General features: G+C 59.6%; 12 protein-coding genes. 6 read left to right on the forward strand and 6 right to left on the reverse strand.

The annotated features are described in order from the left end of the window. The first annotated feature begins 72 nt into the window (after positions 1-72). Positions 73-2,049, forward strand: a complete 1,977-nt coding sequence (locus M9827_RS00215; protein WP_250602795.1) for a leucine-rich repeat domain-containing protein — start codon at positions 73-75, stop codon at positions 2,047-2,049. A 649-nt stretch (positions 2,050-2,698) separates the two neighbouring features. On the opposite strand, the gene ntrC is transcribed toward M9827_RS00215, so the two are convergent. The 5 genes from ntrC to glnA form a co-directional block, all read right to left on the reverse strand. Then, positions 2,699-4,135, reverse strand: a complete 1,437-nt coding sequence (ntrC, locus tag M9827_RS00220) for a nitrogen regulation protein NR(I) (protein WP_007909238.1) — start codon at positions 4,133-4,135, stop codon at positions 2,699-2,701. Continuing rightward, positions 4,132-5,217: a nitrogen regulation protein NR(II) gene (gene glnL, locus M9827_RS00225; RefSeq protein ID WP_250602796.1), complete on the reverse strand. Its 1,086-nt coding sequence runs from the start codon at positions 5,215-5,217 to the stop codon at positions 4,132-4,134. Before glnL ends, ntrC begins: the two co-directional genes overlap by 4 nt. 231 nt (positions 5,218-5,448) lie before the next feature. Continuing rightward, entirely contained in the window at positions 5,449-6,072 is a 624-nt protein-coding gene (locus M9827_RS00230) for a DUF4124 domain-containing protein (RefSeq protein WP_250602797.1), read from the reverse strand. Continuing rightward, positions 6,069-6,581 (reverse strand): DUF4124 domain-containing protein, encoded by a 513-nt coding sequence (locus tag M9827_RS00235; RefSeq protein WP_250602798.1) that lies wholly within the window; start codon positions 6,579-6,581, stop codon positions 6,069-6,071. Before M9827_RS00235 ends, M9827_RS00230 begins: the two co-directional genes overlap by 4 nt. A gap of 169 nt (positions 6,582-6,750) precedes the next feature. Further along, positions 6,751-8,157, reverse strand: coding sequence for a type I glutamate--ammonia ligase (glnA, locus tag M9827_RS00240; RefSeq protein WP_186552128.1), 1,407 nt, complete (start codon positions 8,155-8,157; stop codon positions 6,751-6,753). Between the two features lie 328 nt (positions 8,158-8,485). Between glnA and thiI the strand changes: the two genes are divergently transcribed. Both thiI and typA read left to right on the forward strand, forming a co-directional pair. Continuing rightward, complete coding sequence (gene thiI / locus M9827_RS00245; protein WP_095047172.1) at positions 8,486-9,940, forward strand: tRNA uracil 4-sulfurtransferase ThiI; 1,455 nt, start codon at positions 8,486-8,488, stop codon at positions 9,938-9,940. Between the two features lie 139 nt (positions 9,941-10,079). Beyond that, positions 10,080-11,900: a translational GTPase TypA gene (gene typA, locus M9827_RS00250; protein WP_003220792.1), complete on the forward strand. Its 1,821-nt coding sequence runs from the start codon at positions 10,080-10,082 to the stop codon at positions 11,898-11,900. 300 nt (positions 11,901-12,200) lie between these two features. Here the strand turns inward: typA and M9827_RS00255 are convergent, their stop codons facing one another. Then, positions 12,201-12,638 (reverse strand): YkgJ family cysteine cluster protein, encoded by a 438-nt coding sequence (locus M9827_RS00255; protein ID WP_025110918.1) that lies wholly within the window; start codon positions 12,636-12,638, stop codon positions 12,201-12,203. Between the two features lie 259 nt (positions 12,639-12,897). On the opposite strand from M9827_RS00255, the gene M9827_RS00260 reads away from it, so the two are divergent. The 3 genes from M9827_RS00260 to M9827_RS00270 all read left to right on the forward strand — a co-directional run bounded on the left by M9827_RS00260 (position 12,898) and on the right by M9827_RS00270 (position 20,461). Beyond that, the gene (locus M9827_RS00260; protein ID WP_250602799.1) at positions 12,898-15,348 is read left to right on the forward strand and encodes a glycogen/starch/alpha-glucan phosphorylase; all 2,451 of its coding nucleotides are present in this window, start codon (positions 12,898-12,900) and stop codon (positions 15,346-15,348) included. Positions 15,349-15,515: 167 nt separating this feature from the next. Next, positions 15,516-19,100 (forward strand): DUF2339 domain-containing protein, encoded by a 3,585-nt coding sequence (locus M9827_RS00265; RefSeq protein ID WP_250602800.1) that lies wholly within the window; start codon positions 15,516-15,518, stop codon positions 19,098-19,100. Then, entirely contained in the window at positions 19,097-20,461 is a 1,365-nt protein-coding gene (locus M9827_RS00270; protein WP_250602801.1) for a DUF3999 domain-containing protein, read from the forward strand. The genes M9827_RS00265 and M9827_RS00270 overlap by 4 nt, the downstream gene beginning before the upstream one ends. The last annotated feature ends 75 nt before the right edge of the window (positions 20,462-20,536 follow it).

A 20,536-nucleotide genomic window follows, 5' to 3' on the forward strand; every position in this document is an offset into this window, starting at 1 on the left:
TGATGTCGGCCGGATGCCGACACCTTAGGCCCTGGCGCGAATGCCAGGGCGACTTTTTCAAGGATGAAAAACATGCCAATAAAACCACCTACCGGTGGCAGCACCCACGTGAAAGTGGATGCTTCGACCAGCCCGACCCGACCGGCCGACGTGGATGTTCCGCTCCTCGGCCCATCCGGCCGTAGCGGTTCCGGTTCAGGATTCTTCGTCGGTGATCCACAGCCTCGAGCCGGGTCGTCCAGTGCTGTTGACGCAGATGCCACTGGCGCGACTCCGGCAGTCATTATTCACGCAGCCGCTGTTGAAGCTCGGTTGCCTGCGCCTCAATCGACGCTGGACCACTTCGTCGTCAGCGCTCGGGCAATTCTTCCCGAAATCAACAGCGAAGGTTTAAGGATTTTCAAGACGCGCGCCTATGTTGAAGTGGCCGATGGCGATTTTGTTCTTGTCGCCGTGGATCCTTCGACTGGATTGCATCGTGCCCGACGGCTGAGCGAGTTGCTTCCAGGTCCTGTCATGTTGCGTGATGCCGATAGTGGCTTTTGGTATCCGCGTACGGTCGTTGAGCCAACAACCCGAACCCAGGTCCAAAGATACCTTCCGGAAACGACCGATCTCGACGCCGATGCCTTCATCGCCAGGTTCGATGACAAGGACGTGGCAGACCTTGAACTCAAGCGTATTGAGCTTGGGCTTCCTCAGTTGGACAGCAAACACATCAGCATCCCGCACCATCAAAATCGCGTTGCACAGTCCCATGAGGTCAGTGAGGCGTTTGCCATGTGGGGTAGGCTAAGCCAGGTATACAAGTGGCAAGGTCAGCCTGATCAGCGGGTCTATCGAGATGGGCAGTTATCGGGTTTCAGGCTGGATATCAATCTCACGCTATGGCCAGTCGACAAACTGCTTTCATTGAAATTCAACTCAGTCGTTGCTTTGACTTTGAGAGGTTATGCACCGCTGAACCCTGACGTGTTTTTTGCGCAATTTCCAAACATTGAAAGTCTGACGGTCACAAGCCAGTCAATCACCAGAAGACCCTTCGATGGCGCTATGTATGAACGTACTTACTCAAGATTCAATATGGATTCGCGCTTTACCAGGCAACTGGCGAGGCTTCCCCGTCTACGAGAACTGAACCTGCAGGATTTTGACTTACAGGCTGATTTTTCGGTGAGGGACATGACCAGACTGCAAGTGCTGAGGCTTGGTAGCACACAAGGGGCAGCGGTGAATTTGCCTGGCCCGTTGCGCTTTCGGGGGCCAGTTCAACGAACGGATCCTGACATTTCCGGGATGACCGAGTTGCGTGTGCTGGATCTGACAGGCGCCGGATTACGACAAATCCCTTTCGGGCTCAATGCCGACGACGGGCCGTCGAGACTGGAAGTATTGAAACTTGGTGACAATGAGCTTTCTGTCGCACCTTCACTTAAAGCAATGACTGCGTTACAGGAGCTGGATCTTTCCAATACCGGGTTAGACAGATTTCCGGAGGGCATCACCAATGAGATTCCCGGGAAAGTATTGAATCTGGCGAACAATCGAATTACATCGATTCCAGAATCCATTGAGCTCAGAGCAGGCTGCAATCTTATCGGCAACCCAATAACGGATCCGGCCTCCCTCCGGCGGCTGATACAGGCACGTATCAGAACAGGCGCCGATATCTGGCTGGGAGAACAGAGTAATGACCAATCGGCCAATCTTTGGCTGCGAAATGTGCCGCAAGAGCAGGCAACCGAGAAACTGGAGTTATGGAACAGCGTCAGTCATCCCGCGAGTTCCTTGAAGATCGGGATTCTGAAACTCAGTCGTACACCGGAATTTCACGTCGAGTATCCGCTTTTGCAGCGGCGGGTCTGGTGGTTTCTCAAGATCTACAGCGAGCGTGGCCCTGACGAGCGGGCACGCCTCAACGATATTTTGATCAATGAACCCAGCCCCGGGAAAATGCTGGACAGGCTGGAAGCCGAGATTCGGGAATATGACTCGGGGCGGCAAAATCAGCCCCTGCATCATTTACCCAAACGGCCCCGGTTCGATTGACGCCGGACTCGATGTCGCGGCGAGCGATGTAAAAGCGGGAATCCCTGACCTGCCTGTATCAGGGTTCCCAAAAGGATGGACTTCGCTGTTGGCGGCGGTCCGGTGTAAAGAGGGAACCCCCGGCCTGCCTGTACCAAGGATCCCAAAAGGGTGGGCTCGTCGCGTTGCGGTGTGAGCCCGGTGTAAAGAGGGGAATCCCCGGCCTGCCTGTACCAAGGTCCCCGAAACGGGTGGTGAATCGAATCACCTGTGAGAGGTATTGCAGGGGGCGTGCCAGGTTTTCATCTGCTGAAACAAAAGAGCTGATCAGAAACGCGAAAGCCCCGTAATTCGGGGCTTTCGCATTTGTGAAAAAGGATTCATCAGTGTTTTCAGGGTTGAGTTGTGGCGATGCGGCTGTGCGCGATCGCGGGTCATTGTGCATTGATGCGGTGCACGGTGGCCCCTCACCCTAACCCTCTCCCAGAGGGAGAGGGTTAGGGTGAGGGGCCCGGTCAAGTTACGCCGACCTGAGATACCGAGCCGAACTCAGGCCTCGAAACCACCCGAGATCGGCTCCCTTTCCCCTCTCCCACTTGGGGGCGGTCCGACGTTTCGGGAGGGCTGGGGTGAGGGGGATCGATCCTGAGTACACGACAATCCTTAAGCGTTAACCCTCATCCCCCTCATCATCATCCCCGCCATCGACCTTCATCCCCAATTCCTTGATCTTGCGCGTCAGGGTATTGCGCCCCCAACCCAGCAACACCGCCGCATCACGCCGACGCCCGGCAGTGTGCTTCAACGCCGTCTCGATCATGATCCGCTCGAACGCTGGCACCGCGCTGTCGAGCAGGCTCGACTGGCCACGCGCCAACGCCTGATCGGCCCACTGACGCAGTGCCTGCTCCCAGTTGGTCACCGGCGCTGAATCCTGCGGCAGGTTCAGCAGCTCCGGTGGCAGGTCGCTGATGTGCACCTCGCGCCCGGACGCCATCACGGTGATCCAGCGGCAAGTGTTCTCCAGCTGCCGCACGTTGCCGCCCCACGGCAGGTTCTTCAGGTATTCCTCGGTCTCGCTCTTCAGCAGTTTCGGCTCGACCGCCAGTTCCTGTGCGGCGCGGCTGAGGAAGTGCTTGGCCAGGGTCGGGATGTCTTCACGGCGATCCGACAGGCGCGGGATGTGGATGCGAATCACGTTGAGGCGGTGGAACAAGTCCTCACGGAACTTGCCGGCATGCACCAGGGTTTCCAGATTCTGGTGCGTCGCGGCGATGATGCGCACGTCGACCTTGACCGGCACATGCCCGCCCACGCGATAGAACTCGCCATCGGCCAGAACTCGCAGCAAACGGGTCTGGGTATCCGCCGGCATGTCACCGATTTCATCAAGGAACAGCGTGCCGCCGTCCGCCTGTTCAAAGCGACCGCGACGCAGATTCGCCGCGCCGGTGAACGCGCCTTTCTCATGGCCGAACAACTCGGATTCCATCAGATCCTTGGGGATCGCCGCCATGTTCAGCGCAATGAACGGCGAGGCCGCGCGTGGGCTGTGGCGGTGCAGGGCGTGGGCGACCAGTTCTTTACCGGTGCCGGATTCGCCGTTGATCAGCACGGTGATGTTGGAGTGGCTCAGGCGGCCAATGGCGCGAAACACTTCCTGCATCGCCGGCGCTTCGCCGATGATTTCCGGGGTGCGCGTCAGTGCCGGCACGACTTCCAGGCCCTGCTGTTCTTGTGCGTGCTGATTGGCGCGCTTGACCAGCGATACCGCTTCATCAACGTCGAACGGTTTCGGCAGGTATTCGAAAGCGCCACCCTGATACGAGGCGACAGCGCTGTCCAGATCGGAGTGAGCGGTCATGATGATGACCGGCAACCGTGGGTGTTGCTCGCGAATCCGCGCCAGCAGATCCAGACCGCTGGCACCCGGCATGCGGATGTCGGAAATGATCACGTCCGGCTGCTGACGGGCCAGGCGACTCATCACGCCATCGGCGCTGTCGAAGCTCTGGGTGGTCATGCCTTCCTGTTGCAAGGCCTTTTCCAGAACCCAACGGATAGAACGGTCGTCATCGACGATCCACACGGTTTCACTACGGCTCATGTCGATGTGGCTCCTTGTTCCAGTGGCAGAAAGATCGAGAAGGTGGTGTGGCCTGGATGGCTGTCACACTCGATCAGGCCCTGGTGCTGGCTGATGATGTTCTGGGTAATGGCCAGGCCCAGCCCGGTACCGTCCGGGCGACCGCTGACCATGGGAAAGAAAATGGTTTCCTGTAGTTCCGCCGGGATCCCGGGGCCGTTGTCGATGATCTCGATCTTGGTCACCAGGCGATGGCGGACGTGGCCAATGGTGAACTGGCGCATGGTCCGGGTGCGCAGACTGATGCGGCCCAGGCGCAGTTCGTTCTGGCTGCTGATCGCCTGCATCGCATTGCGCACGATGTTCAGCACAGCCTGAATCATTTGCTCGCGGTCGATCAGCACGTCGGGAATGCTTGGGTCGTAGTCACGCACCAAGGTGATGCAGCCCTGGCTTTCGGCTTCGACCAGGTGGCAGACGCGTTCGAGCACTTCATGGACGTTGCACATCGCCAGCGATGGCAGCTTGTTCGAGCCGAGCATGCGGTCGACCAGATTGCGCAGGCGGTCAGCCTCTTCAATGATCACGTTGGTGTAATCGCGCAAACTTTCTTCCGGCAGCTCGCGGGCCAGCAGTTGGGCGGCGCCACGGATGCCGCCGAGCGGATTCTTGATCTCATGGGCGAGACCGCGCACCAGCATCTTGCTGGTTTCCTGTTTGGACAGCTGCGCTTCTTCCTTGGTGATCCGCAGCAAGCGGTCACGCGGATGAACCTCCAGCAGGAGCATGGTCGCGCCGTTGCTGAGGATCGGCGTCACCGCGTAATCCACGGTCAACGTCTGGCCGGTGAGGGCGGTGAGCATCGCTTCGCGCTTGGTAAACGGATGCGCCTGCTCCACCGCCTGACGCAGGGAATTCAGCGCCTCGGTGGACTCGGTGAACAGCTCGCTGATGAACTGCCCATGGCTGCGCTGCCCACTGATAGCGAGCAGCATCTCCGCCGCCGGGTTCATGTACTCAAGGCGCAATTCGGCGTCGAGCAGAATGGTGGCGGTGGTCAGGTTGTCGAGCAGCAAACGGTGGATTGCGTCGCTAATGGTCATCGGAGCCTCTTTTGGGGGCGGAGCGTGCGCAACAAGCAAGCGTCGGTGAACGGAAAATGCAAAAACCAAACCAAGGCTCCGAAAAGAAGCGTTTAACCCGTGAAACAGACGTTTGACGCTCGTTTGCGTGGCACAGGGCCAGCTCTCACGGGTAGTTTCGAACCAAAATGGGTTGCGATATGGGTACGGTGCAGCCTGCTGCACCAATATAGTGCGCAAAGCTGAATGGCGTTAGAAGAAACGCAGGAAGGGATTTTTCGGCTCGGGCGGTTTGTCTTTCAAGGGACATTCCGGGCGGACGCCGTAATCGGCGGTGGTGCAGGGTTTGACCTGGCGTTTCTGTGCGAGGGAGATGCGCAGCATGTGGAAGGGCTGGTTGGCGGTGCGTTCGACGGTACGGCCTTCGGCGTCGAGGATTTCCACTGAAAGATTGTGGCTGCCACGGTCGATGTTGCTCAGCGGGAAGACCGGGCTCAGGCCCGGTTCGCCGGTGGCTTGGCCATCCAGCAGCAGCCGGTAGCGATGACCTTTTTGCAGGCCCGGCTCGCTGGTGACGCTGACGATGATTTCGCCGGCGCTGCTGCGAATCGTGGCATCGGGTTCGGGCACCAGGATGCGTAACATGTCGTAGTGGAACGGTGGTTGTTCCGGGGATTTTTTTGCCGTGGGAACTGGTGTGTTGGCCGTTGGGTTTGCGGACATGCGATTGCTGGTCGCGATAGGTACGCGCTTGGCGTTGCTGCGCGGCTGATCGGTAAACACGCGATTGCCTTGAGCATCGGTGTAGGTGAAGACCTCTGCCGAAGCTTGCAGCGTCATCAGTGCCGACAGGACGAACAGCCCCGCGCGGATCATGGCTTGTGCACCCGCTGCACGCTGAGGGCTACTGGCGGACTTTGCTGGATGACCGTTTGCCCATCAATCACCTGCACCGCCAGACGATGCTCGCCGCGATCTACGTTTACCAGTTGCAGGATTGGCACGTTGCTCGGCTGGCCGTAAGGCTCATCGTCCAATACCAGCCTCAATTGATGCGGCGCTTGCAGGCGCGGCTTGATCAGCACATTGACAGTGAATGTGCCGTTGTTGGCGCGCAGGGCTTCTTCGGTCGGCAGGCCGGCGAGTTCGAGAATGTCGTAGGCATTGCGCGCAGGTTGACGGTTGTCGACATCCGCCGCAGGTGGCGCACTTGGCGCTTGTGGCTCGACACGGTTGAGCGGCGGCAAATCCACCGGTTGCGCCTGTACGCCGCCCGGCGAGTGATCGCTGTAGACCGTGTTGCCGTTGGCATCGGTGTACTTGTAGATCTGCGCGGCGGCGGGGAGGGCGATCAGCAGCAGTATGTAGAGAAAGGTGCGACCCATGAAATCGACCGGGATTGAAAACGATGGGTGCAGCATAGGACAGTCGCGGCAGTTGGCCCAACTTGGCTCACATCCGGAGATCATTCAGACGCCACAAATCGCAGGCAATAAAAAAGGCCTCCCGAAGGAGGCCTCTTTTTGTCACGCCGCATAGCGCGGCGCTACCGGATCAGCAGCTGTAGTACAGCTCATATTCCAGTGGGTGTACGAAGGTGCGAACCTTGATTTCTTCTTCCGATTTCAGTGCGATGTAAGCGTCGATGAAGTCGTCGGAGAATACGCCGCCCTTGGTCAGGAACGCGCGGCCCTTGTCCAGCTCTTCCAGGGCTTCTTTCAGGCTGCCGCAAACTTGCGGGATCTCTTTCGCCTCTTCAGGCGGCAGGTCGTACAGGTTTTTGTCAGCAGCGTCGCCTGGGTGGATCTTGTTCTGGATACCGTCCAGACCGGCCATCAGCAGTGCTGCGAAGGCCAGGTACGGGTTGGCAGCCGGATCCGGGAAGCGTGCTTCGATACGGCGGGCTTTCGGGCTCGACACGTAAGGAATACGGATCGAAGCGGAACGGTTGCGGGCCGAGTAGGCCAGCATTACCGGCGCTTCGAAGCCTGGCACCAGACGCTTGTAGGAGTTGGTCGCCGGGTTGGTGAAGCCGTTCAGGGCCTTACCGTGTTTGATGATGCCGCCGATGAAGTACAGAGCGGTATCGGACAGGCCGGCATAGCCTTCACCAGCGAAGGTGTTCTTGCCGTCTTTCCAGATCGACATGTGGACGTGCATGCCCGAACCGTTGTCGCCGTACAGTGGCTTCGGCATGAAGGTCGCGGTGCGGCCGTAAGCGTCAGCAACGTTGTGGACAACGTACTTCAGGGTTTGGGTTTCGTCGGCTTTCTTCACCAGGGTGTTGAACTTGACGCCGATTTCGTTCTGGCCGGCAGTTGCCACCTCGTGGTGGTGAACTTCGACGGTCAGGCCCATTTCTTCCAGTGCGTTGCACATGGAGGTACGGATTTCGTGGTCGTGGTCGAACGGCGGAACCGGGAAGTAGCCGCCTTTGACGCCTGGACGGTGACCTTTGTTGCCACCTTCGACGTCCTGGTCGGACATCCACGAACCTTGCTCGGAGTAGATCTTGAACATCGAGCCGGAGATGTCCGACTTGAATTTCACCGAGTCAAAGATGAAGAACTCAGGCTCTGGACCGGCGAACACGGTGTCACCGATGCCGGTGGCTTTCAGGTGTTCTTCGGCACGCTTGGCGATCGCACGTGGGTCGCGGTCGTAGCCTTGCATGCTCGAAGGTTCGATGATGTCGCACACCAGGATCAGGGTGGCGTCTTCGGTGAACGGGTCGAGAACGGCAGTTTCGTCAACCGGCATCAGGATCATGTCGGAGGCTTCGATGCCTTTCCAGCCAGCAATGGAGGAACCGTCGAACATTTTGCCGACTTCGAAGAAGTCTTCGTCCAAAGCATCGCGAGCCGGCATGGTCACGTGGTGCTGAGTGCCTTTGGTGTCCGTGAAGCGCAGATCAATCCACTTGACGTCATGATCTTTGATGAGTTGAACCGTCTTCGACATACTGTCCTCCGGGTGGCTTAGGGCTAGTAGTGGATGCCCTTAAAGTTGGGTGATGCCGGCGCAGATACTCTGCCAAGGCAACCTGCCTCACAAGGGAGCAAATTGCATGCCAGTGCCCCAGCATGGGTTTTTTGCCCCAAATTCACGCTTATAAAGGTGCAAAGCACCTGAATGCAGAAAATCTCGCCCTTTAATGTAGCGTGATAAATCGAAAACGACCTGTTTTGGTGCACGCAAAACCTTCTGCACATTAACTGGTTAAACCTTGAGCAATTTCCGCTATAATCCGCGCCCCCCTTTTTCGGCTGGCCGTTCGCGCGCTGTTTTCATGAAACTAATCGTAAAAGTCTTCCCCGAGATCACCATCAAAAGCCGACCTGTCCGGACGAAGTTCATCCGCCAGTTGGCCAAGAACATCCGCACCGTGCTCCGTGACCTGGACCCGGCCGTGGTGGTGAACGGCGTGTGGGACAATCTCGAGCTGGAAACCCGCGTTACCGACCCCAAAGCCTTGAAAGAGATGGGTGAGCGCCTGACCTGCATGCCGGGCATCGCGCACTTTCTGCAGATCGACGAGTATCCGCTGGGCGACTTCGACGACATCACCGAGAAGTGCAAACAGCATTACGGCGATGCACTGGCGGGGAAGATTTTTTCGGTGCGCTGCAAGCGCGCGGGCAAACACACGTTCAGCTCGATGGACGTCGAAAAATACGTCGGCAGCAAGCTGCGCCGTGAGTGCGGTGCTGCCGGTATCGACCTGAAAGCGCCGGAAATCGAAGTCCGCATCGAAGTTCGCGACAAACGGTTGTTCGTCATCCACAGCCAGCACAACGGCATCGGCGGTTACCCGCTCGGCGCTCTGGAGCAGACGCTGGTATTGATGTCCGGCGGCTTTGACTCGACGGTTGCGGCTTACCAGATCATTCGTCGCGGCCTGATGACGCACTTCTGCTTCTTCAATCTGGGCGGTCGTGCCCACGAATTGGGCGTGATGGAAGTCGCGCATTTCATCTGGAAGAAGTACGGCAGCTCGCAACGCGTGCTATTTGTCAGTGTTCCGTTCGAAGAAGTGCTGGGCGAAATTCTCGGCAAAGTCGATAACAGTCATATGGGCGTCGTATTGAAGCGTATGATGTTGCGCGCGGCTTCCAACATCGCCGATCGCCTGCACATCGAAGCGCTGGTTACCGGCGAGGCGATCTCCCAGGTGTCGAGCCAGACTCTGCCGAACCTCTCGGTGATCGACTGCGTGACTGACAAGCTGGTCCTGCGTCCGCTGATCGTGGCGCACAAGCAGGACATCATCGACACGGCCAACGAGATCGGCACCGCCGATTTTGCCCGGCACATGCCGGAATACTGCGGGGTCATTTCGGTTAATCCGAAGACAGCCGCCAAACGCGGTCGCGTTGAGCACGAAGAGAAAGAATTCGACATGGCGGTGCTCGAGCGTGCGCTCGAAAACGCCAAACTGGTGCCGATCGATCGAGTGATCGACGAATTGGGCCAGGACGTACAGATTGAAGAAGTCAGCGAAGCACTGGCCGGCCAGATCGTGATCGACATCCGTCACCCGGATGCCGCCGAGGATGAGCCGCTGGAACTTGCTGGCGTAGAAGTACAGACGATGCCGTTCTACGCAGTGAACGCTCGTTTCAAGGAGCTGGATCCGACTCGCCAGTACCTGCTGTATTGCGACAAAGGCGTGATGAGTCGCCTGCATGCTCACCATTTGCTCAGTGAGGGGCATGCCAATGTGCGCGTTTATCGACCGAGCTAAGTGCCCGGGGCTGTTTGCCTGTGGCCTGCGTCACCGGCCCCCCGACACCGCCGTCAAGCTGTAACGGCCATGCCGGACACTACTGTTAATCGCTGCCAAGACTTGTCAGCAAACCGAATCCTCTGATCGAGATACACAAGTGATCGAAAATCTACGTAACATCGCCATCATTGCCCACGTTGACCATGGTAAGACCACCCTGGTAGACAAACTCCTGCGTCAATCCGGCACCCTGGAGCGCAACGAGCTCAACGACGAGCGCGTGATGGACTCCAACGACCAGGAAAAAGAGCGCGGTATTACCATTCTGGCGAAAAACACCGCCATCAACTGGAACGGCTACCACATCAACATCGTGGACACCCCGGGCCACGCCGACTTCGGCGGCGAAGTTGAACGCGTAATGTCGATGGTCGACTCCGTTCTGCTGCTGGTTGACGCTCAAGACGGCCCTATGCCGCAAACCCGTTTCGTGACCAAGAAGGCTTTCGAAGCCGGCCTGCGTCCGATCGTGGTAATCAACAAGGTTGACCGTCCAGGCGCGCGTCCGGACTGGGTTCTGGACCAGATCTTCGACCTGTTCGACAACCTCGGTGCAACCGAAGAACAACTGGACTTCCAGGTTGTTTACGCCTCGGCCCTGAACGGCATTGCCGGTCTGGATCACACCGCCATGGCTGAAGACATGACTCCGCTGTACCAAGCGGTCGTCGACCACGTTCCGCCTCCGGCCGTTGACCGTGACGGTCCGTTCCAGATGCAGATCTCCGCTCTGGACTACAACAGCTTCCTGGGTGTTATCGGTGTTGGCCGTATCGCTCGTGGTCGCGTCAAGCCGAACACTCCGGTTGTCGCTATCAGCGCCGACGGCAAGCGCCGCAACGGTCGTATCCTGAAGCTGATGGGTCACCACGGTCTGCACCGCATTGACGTTGAAGAAGCAGCAGCCGGCGACATCGTCTGCATCAGCGGCTTCGACGAGCTGTTCATCTCCGACACTCTGTGCGATATCAACACCGTCGAGGCGATGAAGCCGCTGACCGTTGACGAGCCAACCGTTTCCATGACCTTCCAGGTAAACGACTCGCCATTCTGCGGTAAAGAAGGCAAGTTCGTGACCTCCCGTAACATCAAGGATCGTCTGGACAAAGAGCTGCTGTACAACGTTGCACTGCGCGTTGAAGAAGGCGACTCGGCTGACAAGTTCAAGGTTTCCGGCCGTGGTGAGCTGCACCTCTCGGTACTGATCGAAACCATGCGTCGCGAAGGCTTCGAGCTGGCCCTGGGCCGTCCTGAAGTGATCATCCGTGAAGTTGACGGCGTGAAGCAGGAACCGTTCGAAAACGTAACCATCGACATCCCTGAAGAATCGCAGGGCAAGGTCATGGAAGAGATGGGTCTGCGTAAGGGCGACCTGAGCAACATGGTGCCGGATGGCAAGGGCCGTGTTCGTCTGGAATACAACATCCCTGCTCGCGGTCTGATCGGTTTCCGTAACCAGTTCCTGACCCTGACCAACGGTGCTGGCATCCTGACCTCGATCTTCGACCGTTACGCTCCAGTGAAGTCGGGCCACATGTCCGGTCGTCAGAACGGCGTTCTGGTTTCGGTTGAAACCGGTAAGGCACTGACCTACTCGCTGGAAACCCTGCAGGCTCGTGGCAAGCTGTTCGTAGAACACGGCCAGGAGATCTACAACGGTCAAATCGTTGGTCAGAACAGCCGCGACAACGATCTGGGTGTAAACCCAACCAAAGGCAAGAAGCTCGACAACATGCGTGCTTCGGGTAAAGACGAAACCATCGCTCTGGTACCACCTGTTCGCTTCACTCTGGAACAGGCTCTGGAATACATCCAGGAAGACGAGCTGTGCGAAGTCACGCCTAAGTCCATCCGTCTTCGCAAGAAGATCCTGGACGAAAGCGAGCGTACCCGCGCTGCCAAGAAAGCCAAGGCGTAATCTAGCCCTGGAATAAAAAACGCCCCCGGTCGCGAGACCGGGGGCGTTTTTGTTTGTCTGGGGGAAGTGTGTTGAAGCTGAAAAGCCCCTCACCCTAGCCCTCTCCCAGAGGGAGAGGGAACTGATCGGGGGATGCTCAGGAAATGCATCGACCTGAGTGAATTCTGCCGAATCCAGAATCGATTTGGCGGGCTGTCCCGAATCCATAATCGACTGGGTGTTTCAGGTCGATGTATGGCGCCATACACCTCGGTCGGCTCCCTCTCCCTCCGGGAGAGGGCTGGGGGTGAGGGTTGGCTTTTAGAACTTCTCGATCGCGCGGAAATTCTGCACGCGCTCAACTTCCTTCGGCTTATAAGCGCAATACCCAGGACGCGGACCGATCTTCGGGTGATTGCGGCAGGTGTCCGGACGCTTGTCATAAATGGTGCACAGGCGGCTCTTACGATCCAGGTAGTAGCAATCGTTGTTGCTCATGCGCTGCAGGGTGAAAATCCCCGACTTCTGATTGAAGCGCTCGACCAGGCCTTCCTTCTGCAAACGCTTGGCGATGTTCTTTGGCGGGTCGCCCAGTTCGAACTCGTCGACCACGCCGATGCGCACCAGATCCTTGATCTTCACTTCGACCGGCAGCGTGCAGCAGCTGGACATGCAAGAGCCGCACATCGGGGCCGAATATTTCGCCCACGTATCGAGACGATCGATCTCGGCGGCGGCAATCAGGTTGGGCTTCATCATCGGGAGTTACCAGGCGTGTGTGCATCAGGGCGCGCGATCATACCGGGACTGGTGGATTTTTGAACAACCTTTCGCCAGATTTTTTCTCGATGCAGGCACTTTGCCGGAAAATTCGGCACGGCCCCTGCATTCATTAGCCCATCCGCCAAGGTTATGCCGGGCCAGCTCACAGTCTCAGGAAATACTGCCGAACCAGCGCCTCGACCGTCGGTCAGACCGTCTAGGCTCAGACAATTCCCGCTCGCTCGAGGTCCTATTGATGACTCAAGAACCACTAGTTCGCGAAGCAGAGGTGGCCGCATTCCGCGATGCCGTCCTGACCAAGCTCACCTACGCGGTGGGCAAAGACCCCGACCACGCCTTCGACCATGACTGGTTCGAAGCCATCGCATTGGCGGCGCGTGATCACATGGTCGAGCACTGGATGGACCACACCCGGCAGATCTACCGCAAAGGTCAGAAGCGGGTGTACTACCTCTCGCTGGAATTCCTTATCGGCCGCTTGCTCTACGACAGCCTGAGCAACCTTGGCCTGCTCGACGTCGCCCGTGAAGCGTTGACCGAGCTCGGTGTCGACCTGGAACGTATCCGTTTGCTGGAGCCTGATGCAGCGCTCGGCAATGGTGGCCTCGGGCGTCTGGCCGCGTGCTTCATGGAAAGCATGTCGACCCTCGGCATCGCCGGTCACGGTTATGGCATTCGTTATGAACACGGCTTGTTCCGCCAGGCCATCGTCGACGGCTGGCAGCAGGAGCAGACCGAGCACTGGCTGGACTTCGGCAACCCGTGGGAGTTTGAACGGCCAGAGGTCGTCTACACCATCGGCTTCGGTGGCAGCGTCGAAACCGTCACTGACGCTTCCGGCAAATCCAGACAAGTCTGGTCGCCGGCCGAAACCGTCCGCGCGATTGCTTACGACACGCCAGTGGTGGGCTGGCGCGGGGCAAGCGTCAACACCTTGCGTCTGTGGCGTGCGCGGGCCATGGAAGATTTGCACCTGGAACGTTTCAACGCCGGTGACCATTTGGGCGCGGTGGCCGAAGTGGCCCGGGCGGAAAGTATCTCCCGCGTGCTCTACCCAGCGGACAGCACCGAAGCCGGGCAGGAACTGCGCCTGCGTCAGGAATACTTCTTTGTCGCCGCTTCGCTTCAGGATCTGCTGCGTCGCCATCGCAACATGCACACTTCGGTGCTGACCCTGGGCGATCATGCAGCGATTCAACTCAACGACACGCACCCGTCAATTGCCGTGGCCGAACTGATGCGCCAACTGGTCGACGTCTACGATGTGGCCTGGGATGCGGCGTGGCAAGTGACGGTCGACACGCTGTCGTACACCAACCACACGCTGCTCCCGGAAGCGCTGGAGACCTGGCCGGTCGGCCTGATGGAACGCATGCTGCCGCGACACATGCAGATCATTTACCTGATCAACGCTCAGCACATCGACTCGCTGCGGGCCAAAGGCATTCACGATTTCGACGTGCTGCGCGCGGTGTCGCTGATCGAAGAAGATAATGGTCGCCGCGTGCGCATGGGCAACCTCGCGTTTCTTGGTTCGCACAGTGTTAACGGTGTGTCCGGGCTGCACACGCAGCTGATGCGCAGCACGGTATTTTCCGAGCTGCACAAGTTGTATCCGGAGCGGATCAACAATAAAACCAACGGCATTACCTTCCGCCGCTGGCTGTTCCAGGCCAATTCCGAATTGACCTCAATGCTGGTCGACTCACTGGGCCCGGAGGTGCTGGACAACCCCGAAGAACGCCTGCTCGATCTCGAGCCGTTCGCCGAGAAAACCGCGTTCCGCAAAGCCTTTGCCGAACAACGGCTGCACAGCAAGAAAGCCCTGGCCTATCTGATTCATGAACGGCTGGGCATCGCGGTCAATCCGGCGGCGATGTTCGATGTGCAGGTCAAACGCATCCACGAATACAAACGCCAGTTGCTCAACCTGATGCACACCGTGGCGCTGTATCAGGCGATTCGCGCCGAGCCGGAAGTCGACTGGGTGCCGCGAGTGAAGATCTTCGCCGGTAAGGCAGCGGCGAGTTATCACCAGGCCAAACTGATCATCAAGCTGACCAACGATATCGCCCGCGTGGTCAACAACGATCCGACTGTGCGCGGTCTGCTGAAAGTGGTGTTCCTGCCCAACTACAACGTCAGTCTGGCGGAGAGCATCATTCCGGCGGCGGACTTGTCCGAGCAGATTTCCACCGCCGGTTTCGAGGCCTCGGGCACCAGTAACATGAAGTTCGGCCTCAACGGCGCGCTGACCATCGGCACGCTGGACGGCGCCAACGTGGAAATGTGCGAGCGCATCGGTGCCGAACACATGTTCATCTTCGGCCTCAGCGCGCAGCAGGTTGAAGCGCGCAAACAGAACCACGAGTTCAGCGCGGTGCCGGACATCGCTGCGTCCCATCGTCTGAACGATGTGCTGCAAGCAATCCGTAGCGGGGTGTTCTCGCCGGATGACACCTCGCGTTACACCGGGTTGATCGATTCGCTGGTGGATTACGACCGCTTCCTGGTCTGCGCCGACTTCGATTCCTACTGGGAAGCGCAGAAACGTGTTGAAGCGCATTGGCACGATTCCAATAACTGGTGGCGGTCGGCAGTGCTCAATACGGCGCGGATGGGCTGGTTCTCGTCAGACCGGACGATTCGTGAGTACGCCACGGATATCTGGAAAGCACTGGAGTAACTTTCCGTTCGGCTCGATATAATTCCGTGCCGGAAAAGATCGCAGCCTTCGGCAGCTCCTACACAGGTGTTCGCATAACCCTGTAGGAGCTGTCGAAGGCTGCGATCTTTTTGGGTCAGGCTGCGCTAATCTTCCCGGATTGGCCTTTGCGCTTAGGGATATCGACCATGCAATGGATGTTCATGTTGATCGGGCTGGTGCTCGGCTGGCTGCTCGACGAGTCGTTCAGTGATGCGCTGTTGGGCGCGTTGCTGGGGCTGGTGATCGGGCAGACGATCCGCATCGCGCGGCTAGGCTCGCAGGCGACGGAGCAGCAGCGTCAACTTGAGCAGGCGAAGGTCGCTTTGCAGGGCGTCGAACAGCGTCTGTTTCTGCTCGAAGGCGCACCGGTTCGCGGCGCGTCGCCACCGAGTGCGGCGCCCGTTTCCGAACCCGTTGTAGAACCCGTCAAAACAGCCGAAGAATCCCCGGCGCCCGAGCTGATCTGGGAGCTGCCGCCCGAGCTCGAACCGATTTCCGCCGTTGCCAGCGAAACCAGTCAAGCCCTGCCCGCCGATGTCTGGCGCCTCAACGACGTTACCCCCGAACCGCCAGCGCCCGTCGAACCCCGTGGCCCGAACCTGATCGAACGCGGCATCAGCGCCGCGCGCAATTGGTTGTTTGGCGGCAACACGGTGCTGCGGGTCGGCGTGGTGTTGTTGTTCTTCGGGCTGGCGTTCCTGCTGCGCTACGCCACTGAAGGCATGGTCGTGCCGATCGAATTGCGTTACGCCGGTGTCGCGGCGGCAGCGTTGGGTCTGCTCGCGCTGGGTTGGTGGCTGCGGCGGCGCAACAGCAATTACGCCTTGATGCTGCAAGGCACCGGGATTGCGGTGCTGTATCTGACGGTGTTTGCGGCGATGCGTCTGCACCCGTTGCTCGATCCATCCGCTGCGCTCGGCCTGCTGGTGGCGGTCACGGTTTTCTCGGCGATTCTCGCCATTACCCAGGATGCTTTGGGACTTGCCGCAGCGGCTGCGCTGGGCGGGTTTGCCGCGCCGATCCTGACCTCGACCGGCGCTGGCAACCACGTCGCGCTGTTCAGTTATTTCGCGCTGCTCAACGCCGGCATTCTCGCCATCGCCTGGTTCAAGGCCTGGCGCCTGCTCAACCTGATTGGTTTCGTCGGCACCTTCGGCATCGGTTTCGCCTGGGGTTTGCGTTCGTATGCGCCGGAGCTGTTGTGGAGCACCGAGCCGTTCCTGATTCTGTTCTTCCTGATGTACCTCGCCATCGGCCTGCTGTTCGCCCGACGCAAATTGCTCGACATGCCCGATGCCCCGGCGGAGGACGACCGCGAGGCGCTGCTGCACTGGTCTGCGCGCAAGGGCGATTACGTCGACGGCACGATGCTGTTTGGCCCGCCGATCATTGGCTTTGGGTTGCAGTTCGCGTTGATCCAGCACCTGGAATTCGCGGCGGCATTCAGTGCGCTGGCGCTGGGCATGATTTACATGGCACTGGCCAAGGTGTTGATGGGTGGCCGTGCGGTTTTGCTGGGCGAAACCTGTCTGGCGCTCGGAGTGATTTTTGCCAGCCTAGCGATCCCGCTGGGGCTGGATGCGCGCTGGACTTCAGCCGCATGGGCGGTGGAAGGTGCAGGGATTTTCTGGCTCGGTCTGCGTCAGCATCGGCCGTTCGCCCGGGCCTTTGCCTTGCTGCTGCAACTGGGTTCGGCGCTGGCGTTTCTCAGTCAGTTACGCGTCGGCGAAAGCAGTCTGCTCGACGGTGCACCGCTGGGCGCGTTGATGCTCGGGATTGCGTTGCTGTTCAGCTTCTATCAACTGCGCAAGGCCTCGCCGGAACAGGCCTCACCTTGGGAGCGTCAAGGCTTGCCGGTATTGGCGTGCCTTGGGCTGACCTTCCTCTACCTGCTGGCGCCGCTGTTCTTTTTCGTTCAGGCCACGGCGATCAGTTGGGCGCTGGCCGGGTTGGCGACTTTGTTTGTCGGTCTGCGCATCCAGTCGCGTACCTTCCTGTTCTGCGCGTTTGCCGTGCAGTTGCTTGGCGGCGCGTTGTTCCTGCTGCGTCTGCAAGGCGCGGGCGAGGGGTCGGCGGCAGTGTTCAGCGCCGGCTGGAGCGGTTTGCTCAGCGCGTCGTTGATCGGTCTGGCGTTGATCGCCGGCATGCTGTTGGCGGCTCGCGATGAAATGGTGCGCGGCGATGTGCGTCTGCTGCGCGGTCTGTCGGTAGTGCTGCTGGCCGGTCTGGTGTTGATCAATCTGGCAGTGCTGTTCGTGCTGCCGTGGCAAACGGCGAGTGCGGTGTGGGCCGCGAGTGGATTGCTGATCATCTGGCTGAGTCTGTACCTCAAGCAACGCGTAAGTTTTGTCTTTGGTCTGCTGTTGCAGGTGATTGGTGGCGCGGCGTTTTTGCTGGCCGGCCCCGAGTTGCTCGGGCCAATGTCCAGCGAAGGCCTGAAACCGTTGGCCCATGGCGGATTCTGGACGCCGCTGGTACTGGGCCTGGCGGCGATGATCGGTGCCTGGCGCCTGCAACTGGGCAACCACGCATCAGCATTCGATGCGCTGAGTCTGCAGCGCTTGTCCGAAGTACTGCTGGTGTGGGGCGCCGGTTGGTGGGCGTTGGCGTGGATCAGTGAGGTGCTGCGGTTTGCTTCGCCGACTCTGCAAGGCACGTTGTTGCTGTTGGTCGCGGCGCTCAGTGTGGCGCTGTGGACGCTACTGTCGCTGCGGTTGAAATGGCCGGCGCTGGGCTTGCTCTGCACTTTGCTGATTCCGGCTGCGGCACTGGTATTGCTCGCCGGTTGGCATTCGCATTATCACCCGGCGGCCGACTTTGGCTGGCTGGCATGGACGGCGGTGTTCGCCGTGCACTTCGTCAGTCTGCGACGTCTGGCGCCGATGTTGCCGGCGCGCGCCTTGAGCGCGGCGCATGTGCTCGGCTGCTGGCTGCTGATCGGCGTGCTGGCGCTGGAGTTGCGCTACGGTCTGCTGCTGTTGTCCGAGCAATACAACGCCTGGCGCTGGCTGGGCTGGGCGATTCTGCCGAGCGTTTATCTGTTGCTGGCGGCGGCACCGCGCAGCTGGCCGTGGCCGGTGACGGCTTTTGCCCGCGAGTATCGCTTGTACGCTGCGGCGCCGCTGGCGGTGCTGATGCTGGCGTGGTTCTGGCTGGCCAATGGCGTCAGTGACGGCAACGCCGAACCGCTGCCTTATGTGCCGCTGCTCAACCCGTTGGAATTGGGGCTGCTGTTCGCGCTGTTTGGTGTTTATGTGTGGTCGCGCAGTGCGGTTTCGCAGCTGTCGATTCGCCAGGACTATGCCGAATACGCGACGCAACTGGTCGCCGGGGTTTCGCTGTTCGCTTTCTGCACTGCGCTGGTGACCCGCGCGGCACACCATTGGGCGGGAATCCCGTTCGAGTTGGACACGCTGCTCGCCTCTATGCTGGTGCAGGCCGGGTTGTCGATCGTCTGGACGCTGATGGCGTTGGGGCTGATGATCGGCGGGCACCTGCGTCATCGCCGCGAGGTGTGGCTGATCGGCGCGGCGCTGATTGCGCTGGTGGTGGCCAAACTGATTTTTGTCGAATTGAGCAACCGTGGCGGCCTCGCCCGGATCGTCTCGTTTATCGGCGTTGGCGTATTGCTGCTGGTGGTCGGCTATTTTGCGCCGCTGCCGCCCAAACGCGTCGACGCTGAACCGGCGGCTGACAAACCGGCCCCGGACACCGAAGGAGTTTCATCTTGAGTCGCATGCGAAATCTGGGTTGGTTGGCGTTGGGCGTGGTGATGGCGGCCGGCGCTCAGGAAAAACCGGCGGACTTCGCCACGCAGGTGCCGCTGGCGGTAAGCGGCAACGGTCCGTGGTATCGCCTCGAATTGCCGTTGAGCGTGCAATTGCAAGCGCGCCAGACTGATCTCAGTGACTTGCGGGTGTTCAATGCTGCTGGGGAAGCGCAGGCCTACGCCTTGGCGCGCGAGTCTGCGCAGACCCGCGACGAGGGCCAGTTGCATGAGGTGAAATGGTTCCCGCTGTACAACGCCGCCGACGCCAGCGAACGCGCGCCGAACGTGCGTGTGCAATCGACCACCAACGGCACGCTGGTCGAGGTGCAGCCGTCCAGCCAGTTGGAGGCGGGTGAAGAGGTGCTGCGTGGCTGGCTGCTGGATGCCAGTGCGATCAAGGCGCCGTTGCAGCAGTTGATCCTCGATTGGACCAGCGAGCGTGACGGCTTCCAGCGCTTCAGCATCGAAGCCAGCGACGACCTGCAGCATTGGCAAGCGTGGGGCGAAGGGCAGGTGGCACGGCTGACCTTTTCCGATGAGCGCATCGAGCAGCACGAAGTGACACTGCCGGGGCAATCGGCGCGTTATGTGCGGTTGCTGTGGGAGTCGCCGAATTCGGCGCCGATCCTGACGGCGGCACAATTGAAAAGCAGTGATCCGCGCAACGTTCCGCTGCCGTTGGTCTGGTCGCCGGCATTGGCCGGCAGCAGCTCCAAGGCCGGGGAATACACCTGGCAATTGCCGATGGGCTTGAACGTCGAGCGTGTGCAGGTTGAGTTGAAACAGCCGAACAGCCTGGCGCCGGTGACGCTGGCGGGACGTCGCGAAAGCAGCTTGCCGTGGCAGACGTTGGGCAATGGCTTGCTGTATCGCCTGACCCAGAATGGCCAGGATGTGGTGCAGAACGAATTGCAGCTCTACGGGCAGACTGTGCAGCAGTTGAAGCTGAGCGTGGATGAGCGTGGCGGTGGTCTGGGCGAGCAGGCGCCGAGTCTGAAATATGCGGTGCGGGCGACGCAGGTGATTTTCCTCGCGCGCGGGGAGGGGCCGTACAGTCTGGCGTTGGGTAATCCGAGCGTGAGGACGGCGAATCTGCCGTTGGCGACGCTGATTCCGGATTTCAAACCGGAGAAACTGGCGGCGTTGGGTAAGGCTGCGGTTCAGGGGGAGGCGGTTGTCGCGCAAACTTCGACTGCTTCAGCGGCGGCGGTGGCTGAGACCAACTGGAAGAAGATCGGCCTGTGGGCGGTGTTGTTGTTGAGTGTGGTTTTTCTTGGGGCGATGGCGTTCAGCTTGTTGCGCAAGCCGCCGACCAACACCTGAGAATGGCTGGCGCTGCGCGCCATTCGCTGGCAAGCCAGCTCCCACAGGTTATTGGGTGTACACGAAATAGGTGAA

It is taken from the genome of Pseudomonas sp. AKS31 (assembly GCF_023634765.1).
Classification (GTDB): domain Bacteria; phylum Pseudomonadota; class Gammaproteobacteria; order Pseudomonadales; family Pseudomonadaceae; genus Aquipseudomonas.

Coding starts and splice junctions, on each gene's coding strand:
- M9827_RS00215 (WP_250602795.1), top strand. CDS start 73: ATGCCAATAAAACCACCTACCGGTGGCAGCACCCACGTGAAAGTGGAT.
- ntrC (WP_007909238.1), bottom strand. CDS start 4,135: ATGAGCCGTAGTGAAACCGTGTGGATCGTCGATGACGACCGTTCTATC.
- glnL (WP_250602796.1), bottom strand. CDS start 5,217: ATGACCATTAGCGACGCAATCCACCGTTTGCTGCTCGACAACCTGACC.
- M9827_RS00230 (WP_250602797.1), bottom strand. CDS start 6,072: ATGATCCGCGCGGGGCTGTTCGTCCTGTCGGCACTGATGACGCTGCAA.
- M9827_RS00235 (WP_250602798.1), bottom strand. CDS start 6,581: ATGGGTCGCACCTTTCTCTACATACTGCTGCTGATCGCCCTCCCCGCC.
- glnA (WP_186552128.1), bottom strand. CDS start 8,157: ATGTCGAAGACGGTTCAACTCATCAAAGATCATGACGTCAAGTGGATT.
- thiI (WP_095047172.1), top strand. CDS start 8,486: ATGAAACTAATCGTAAAAGTCTTCCCCGAGATCACCATCAAAAGCCGA.
- M9827_RS00255 (WP_025110918.1), bottom strand. CDS start 12,638: ATGATGAAGCCCAACCTGATTGCCGCCGCCGAGATCGATCGTCTCGAT.
- M9827_RS00260 (WP_250602799.1), top strand. CDS start 12,898: ATGACTCAAGAACCACTAGTTCGCGAAGCAGAGGTGGCCGCATTCCGC.
- M9827_RS00265 (WP_250602800.1), top strand. CDS start 15,516: ATGCAATGGATGTTCATGTTGATCGGGCTGGTGCTCGGCTGGCTGCTC.